Annotated in this window: 3 protein-coding genes; all 3 read right to left on the bottom strand. The window is 75.8% G+C overall.

Going from position 1 to position 6,081, the window contains the following annotated elements:
- A partial coding sequence (locus B7L92_RS09730; protein WP_081237039.1) for an alpha/beta hydrolase occupies window positions 1-1,432 on the bottom strand: 1,432 nt, incomplete at its 3' end.
- Window positions 1,433-1,545: 113 nt separating this feature from the next.
- Window positions 1,546-2,751 (bottom strand): DNA polymerase III subunit delta', encoded by a 1,206-nt coding sequence (locus B7L92_RS09725; protein WP_081237034.1) that lies wholly within the window; start codon window positions 2,749-2,751, stop codon window positions 1,546-1,548.
- Window positions 2,752-2,827: 76 nt separating this feature from the next.
- Window positions 2,828-5,986, bottom strand: a complete 3,159-nt coding sequence (tmk, locus tag B7L92_RS09720; protein WP_081237033.1) for a dTMP kinase — start codon at window positions 5,984-5,986, stop codon at window positions 2,828-2,830.
- Window positions 5,987-6,081: the final 95 nt, after the last annotated feature.

The raw sequence follows: 6,081 nt of genomic DNA, 5'->3' as shown, positions 1-6,081 counted from the left end.
CCTCGGCCCAGCGGTACGGGGTCGCCGGGTCGCGGGTGGTGCCGACGACGACGATCGGGGCCGCGCCCTTCGCCTCGATGCGCTGCGGTTCGCCCGTGGCCCGCACCGGCCAGTACGCGCAGTTCAGCGCCATCCACGCGAAGCCCTCGCCGAAGACCGGGGACGCCTTCTCGAAGTCGGGGAGCGCCGCCCGCACCTCGTCCGGGGAGTCGAAGGCGGCGGGGAGGTCCAGGCAGTTCACGGCCGCGTTGGCGAACATCAGGTTGGCGTAGCCGCCGTCGGCGTCGCGTTCGTAGTAGCTGTCGGCGAGGGCGAGGAGTCCGGCGCCGTCGTTCTGCTTCGCCGCCGTCAGTGCCTCGCGCAGCCGCTGCCAGGCGCCCTCGTCGTACATCGCCGCGATCACGCCGATGGTCGCCAGCGACTCGGTGAGCCTGCGGCCGTCGGCGTCACCGGTGGGGATCGGCCGGGCGTCGAGGTCGGCGAAGAACGCCTTGAGGTTCTTCCCGGCCTGCTCGGGGCCGGTGCCCCGGCCGCCGAGCGGGCAGTCGTCGCGCCGGCCGCAGTCCTTCGCGAAGGCGGTGAACGCCGTTTCGAAGCCCGCCGTCTGCTCCAGGTTCAGCTGCCGCGCGGACAGCGAGGGGTCCATCGCGCCGTCCAGCACCAGCCGACCCGTCCGGGACGGGAAGAGCCCGGCGTACGTGGCCCCGAGGAAGGTGCCGTACGAGGCGCCGACGTAGTTCAGCTTCTTGTCGCCCAGCACGGCCCGCACGATGTCCATGTCACGGGCCGCCTCGACGGTCGACACGTGGCGCAGCAGCTTCGGCGCGTCCGCCCCGCAGCCCTCGGCGAACTTCCGGTACGCCGCGACCAGGGCGTCCGTCTCCCGCGCGTCGTCCGGCGTCACGTCGGTCCGCGTGTACGCGTCCATCCCGGGCCCGTCCAGGCACTCGACGGGTTCGCTGCGGGCCACGCCCCTGGGATCGACGGCCACCATGTCGTAGCGGGCGCGGACCTCGGCGGGGTAGCCGATCCCGGCGTACGCCTGGAGGTAGCCGACCGCCGAGCCGCCGGGGCCGCCGGGGTTCACCAGCAGCGAGCCCAGCCGCTTCCCCGGCCCGGTGGCCTTCTTGCGGGCCAGGGCGAGGCGGACGTCGCCGGCGGACGGGGCGTCGTAGTCGAGCGGGGCCTTCACCGTGGCGCACTGGAAGCCGGGGACTCCGCAGTCGCGCCAGGACGGCTTCTGCTCGTAGTACGACATGAGCGCCGCCGGCGTGGAGCGGGGCAGCGCGGTCGGTGCCGCTCCCTTCTCCTCCGCCGCCGAGCTGGCGGTGCTCGGCGTGCTTCCGGCGGAGCAGCCGGACACCAGCAGTGCGGCGGCGGCGAGCAGGCAGGCTGCGGTGCGGATCCTACGGGTGGTGCGCCTTGTGTGCATGATGCGAGCGTAACTCTGGGCGACGGGATGAGTGCTCTACGCGCACGCCGTGCCGCGTACGAGTTCGCGCACGAGGTACGGCGACGGGTCGCCGGGCGGTCGGCCGGGCCCCGTCAGCCCGCTCTGAGGGCCATCGTCATCGCCTCCACCGCGAGGAGCGGGGCCACGTTGCGGTCGAGGGCCCGGCGGCAGGCGGCGATCGCCTCGATGCGGCGGAGCGTGGACTCCGGTGAGCTGCCGCGGGCCAGGCGCTCGAGCACGTCCTCGGCGTCCGTGTTGGCGAGGGCGATGCGGGAGCCGAGTTGGAGGGCGAGGACGTCGCGGTAGAAGCTGGTCAGGTCGGTCAGGGCGAGGTCGAGGCTGTCGCGCTGGGTCCGTGTCCTGCGGCGCTTCTGCATGTCCTCCAGGTCCTTGACCACGCCGGCCGTGCCGCGCGGCAGCCGGCCGCCCTGGGCCGCGCCGAGCGCCGCCTTCAGCTCCTCGGTCTCCTTGGTGTCCATCTCCTCGGCGAGCTGCTTGGCGTCCTCGGCGGCGGCGTCGACGAGTTCCTGGGCGGCCTTGAGCGCGCCGCCGATGTCCTCGACCCGCAGGGGCAGCTTCAGCACGGCGGCGCGGCGCTCGCGGGCCGCCGGGTCGGTGGCCAGGCGGCGCGCGCGGTCGACGTGGCCCTGGGTGGCGCGGGCCACCGCCGCGGCGACGTCCGGCTCGATGCCCTCGCGCCGGACGAGCATGTCGGCGACGGCGTCCACCGAGGGCGTGCTCAGGTTCAGGTGGCGGCAGCGGGAGCGGATCGTCGGCAGCACGTCCTCGAGGGAGGGGGCGCACAGCAGCCAGACCGTGCGGGGGGCGGGCTCCTCGACGGCCTTGAGGACGGCGTTGGCGGACTTCTCGTTCAGCCGCTCGGCGTCCTCGACGAGGATGACCTGCCAGCGGCCGTTCGCCGGGGCGGTGAACGACTTGCGCACGGTGTCGCGCATGTCCTTGACGAGGATCTCCGAGCCGACGGCGGCGACCGTGGTGACGTCGGCGTGGGTGCCGATCAGCGCGGTGTGGCAGCCGTCGCAGAACCCGCAGCCGGGGACCCCGCCGAGGGCCCGGTCGGGGCTGACGCACTGCAGCGCGGCGGCGAAGGCGCGCGCCGCCTGGTTGCGCCCCGCGCCGGGCGGGCCGGTGAACAGCCAGGCGTGCGTCATCCGGGACGCCTCCGGCGGGGGCGCGTCGGCCGCCGCCGCGGTGACGAACGCGTCGGCGTCCCGGGCGGCCGCGGTGAGCTGTCCGCTCACCCGTTCCTGCCCGACGAGGTCGTCCCACACGGTCATGGGTCACGCCGCCCTTCCGTCATGTTCGGCTTGCGGGATCCATTGTGGGGGTGGGCGCCGACAACGCCGGACCGGGTCAGCGCCGGCGGCCCCGGCCCCGGCCGTCCTCGTCGCCGTGCCGCTCGTCCTCGTCGTGCGGGCCGTGCGGGCCGAGCAGTTCGTCCGCCAGCGTCGGCAGGTCGTCCAGCGGGGTCTCCTCCGCCCAGTCGGAGCGCTGGCGGCGCCGGTGGGGCGTGCCCTCGGGGTCGATCCGGGGCAGCTCGCGCGTGCGGTCCTCCCGGTTCTCCCCCCGCACCGGGGGCAGCACCGCGGTCTCGTCGGCGGCGCCCGGCGGTACGGGAGGCAGGACCGCGGTGTCGTCGGCCGGATCCGGCACCACCGGCAGCTCGGCCGTCACCTCGGCGTCGGAGCCCCGGGACCGCCCGGACGTCCCGCCGGAGTCACGGGCGGCGTCCTCGCCCCGCACCCGGGGCAGCACCGCCGTCTCGTCCACCGGCCCGCCCGACGCGTTCGTCGGCGTCACCACCGGCGTCGGCACGGTCACCGCCTCCTCGGCCCCCGGCCAGGGGGACCGGGGCGCGGGGGTGTCCGCGGCCGGCGGGACACCCGTCGTCCTCGGTCCCGCCTCCGCCGCGGCCGCCGCCTGTTCGGCGGCCCGCCGGGCCTCCTCCGCCCGCAGCAGGGCCTCCTCGGCCTTGCGCTGCTTCTCCAGGCGCAGTGCCTCGGCCTCGGCGCGCAGCCGCGCCTCCTCCTCGGCCTGCTTGCGGCGGCGTTCCTCCTCGGCCTTGCGGCGGGCCTCCTCCTCGGCGCGCGCCTTCTCCTCCTCGAGGAGGCGCCGGCGCTCCTCCTCGGCACGCCGGCGGGCCTCCTCGGCGCGCTGCCGGGCCTCCTCCGCCTGCCGTTCCGCCTCGCGCCGCTGCGCCTCCTCCAGCTCGCGCCGCTTGCGCTCCTCCTCCTCGGCGCGCAGCCGCGCCAGCTGCTCCTGGCGCTCGCGCTCCAGGCGCTCCTCCTCCGCCTTGCGGGCCGCTTCCTCCTCGGCCTTGCGGCGGGCCTCCTCCTCGGCCTTGCGGCGCGCCTCCTCGCGGGCCCGGATCTCGGCCTCGGACAGCGGCAGCACCTGGTCCAGCCGGTGCCGGATCACCGTGGTGACGGCCTCCGGCTCCTGGCCGGCGTCGACCACCAGGTACCGGCCCGGGTCGGCCGCGGCCAGGGTGAGGAAACCGGCCCGCACGCGCGCGTGGAACTCCGCGGGCTCCGACTCCAGCCGGTCCGGCGCCTCGGTGAACCGCTCCCGCGCGGTCTCCGGCGCCACGTCCAGCAGCACCGTCAGGTGCGGGACCAGCCCGTCGGTGGCCCAGCGGTTGATGCGGGCGATCTCGGTCGGCGACAGGTCGCGCCCGGCGCCCTGGTAGGCCACGGAGGAGTCGATGTACCGGTCGGAGATGACGACCGCGCCGCGCTCCAGGGCGGGCCGTACGACGGTGTCGATGTGCTCGGCCCGGTCCGCGGCGTACAGCAGCGCCTCCGCGCGGTGCGACAGACCGGCGCTGGAGACGTCCAGCAGGATGGAGCGCAGCCGCTTGCCGACCGGCGTCGCCCCGGGTTCGCGGGTGAGCACGACCTCGTGGCCCTTGTTCCGGATCCACTCGGCGAGCGCCTCGGCCTGGGTGGACTTCCCGGCCCCGTCGCCGCCCTCCAGGGCGATGAAGAAGCCGGAGGCGGCGGGCGTCTGGTCGGGGTCGCCGCCGAGCAGCGCGTCGCGCAGGTCCTGCCGCAGCGGCACCCCGGAACGGTCGTCGACCTTGGCCAGCACCAGCGCGGCCACCGGCAGCAGCAGCGCGCCCACCAGCATCAGCGTGAAGGCGGCGCCGCCGTGCGCGAAGACGAACCGGCCGTTCTCCAGCCGGTGCGGTCCGATGCCCGCGGCCACCAGCGGGGCGATCAGCGCGCCGAGCGCCACGAAGACCCGGACGACCGCGTGCAGGTGCTCGGTCGTACGGGCCCGGCGCTGCTCCTCGGTCTCCTGGTCGAGCAGCGCGTGCCCGGTGTGGGCGGCGATGCCCGCGCCGACGCCGGCCAGCGCCATGATCAGCAGCACGCTGGTGACGTCCGGCACCAGTCCCGCGGCCAGCAGCGCGATGCCGGTGAAGGCGAGCGCCATCGCGAGCAGCCGGCGCCGGGACAGCGACGGCAGCAGGGAGGGCGCGGTACGGATGCCGACGACGACCCCGCCGGTCAGCGCGCCCGTCATCAGGCCGTAGAGCACGGGACCGCCGTCGAGGTCCGTGGCGTGCAGCACCGCCACGGCGACCGCGGCCGCCACCGCGGCGGCGACGGACGCGGACGCGAGCACCAGCAGCGGCAGCGCACCGGTGCGGCCCTTGTCGGCGCCGGCGGCGCTCTTCGGGCGGCGCAGCCCCTCCAGCGGCGACCGCGCGCGGGGGGTACGGGTGTCGGGCAGTTCCAGGAAGGTCAGCACGGACAGCGACGCGGCGAACAGCCCGGCCGCGACGTACGAGGCGAGGGCCGCCTGGTGCTCGGCGAACCAGTCGATCGCCGTGCCCAGCAGGTTGTTGAACAGGGCCGCGACGACGAGCGTGACGGCCGCGAGCGGTATCGCCACGAAGCCCGTGCGCAGCGACAGGCGGCGCAGCGCGTCCATGTGGTCGGGCAGCGGCCGTACCGTCGCGCCCTCCGGGGGCGGCGCGGGCAGCAGCGCGGGCGCCGCGCTCTCCCGGCACACGGTCCAGAAGCGCTCGGCGACCGACGCCACGAAGGCGGTGACGAGGAGGACGGCCAGGGCGTCGTCGGGCATCCAGTCGATCCACAGGGGCGCCACGATGAGCAGCGCGGCCCGCAGTCCGTCCGCGCCGACCATGGTCCAGCGGCGGTCCAGCGGGCCGTCCGGCGCGGTGAGCGCGGTGAGCGGGCCGAGGAGGACGGCGCCGAACAGCACGGTCGCCAGGATGCGCACCCCGAAAACGGTCGCCACTGCGAACGCCGCGCCCCGGTGGCCACCGCCGAAGGAGCCCGCGGCGATCGCCGCCTGGAGGGCGAGCAGGACCAGCACGAAGAGGGCGAGGACGTCGCCGACCCCGCCCACGAGTTGCGCGCTCCACAGTCGTTTCAGCTGGGGTCGGCGCAGCAGGGCGCGGACGGCGCGCTCACGGGAGTCCGCGATCAGGGCGTCGTCCGGATCCGGTCGGTGGGCCGTTGGCCGCTCGGCTCGCGTCATGCGTTCAGCCTATCGGCCCGCGCGGACAGCACGGGGCGACGCGCCTGACATGCACACACCCCGGCAGCGAAGTGCTGCCGGGGTGTTCGCATTCC

This window comes from Streptomyces viridosporus, assembly GCF_002078235.1.
Lineage (GTDB): Bacteria > Actinomycetota > Actinomycetes > Streptomycetales > Streptomycetaceae > Streptomyces > Streptomyces viridosporus.
The sequence above is the reverse complement of the archived record's forward strand: the minus strand, read 5'-3'. Positions and strand labels throughout refer to the sequence as shown.

What these genes read in the sequence shown, in the direction of transcription:
- B7L92_RS09725 (WP_081237034.1), bottom strand. Translation starts at nt 2,751, where the DNA reads ATGACCGTGTGGGACGACCTCGTCGGGCAGGAACGGGTGAGCGGACAG.
- tmk (WP_081237033.1), bottom strand. Translation starts at nt 5,986, where the DNA reads ATGACGCGAGCCGAGCGGCCAACGGCCCACCGACCGGATCCGGACGAC.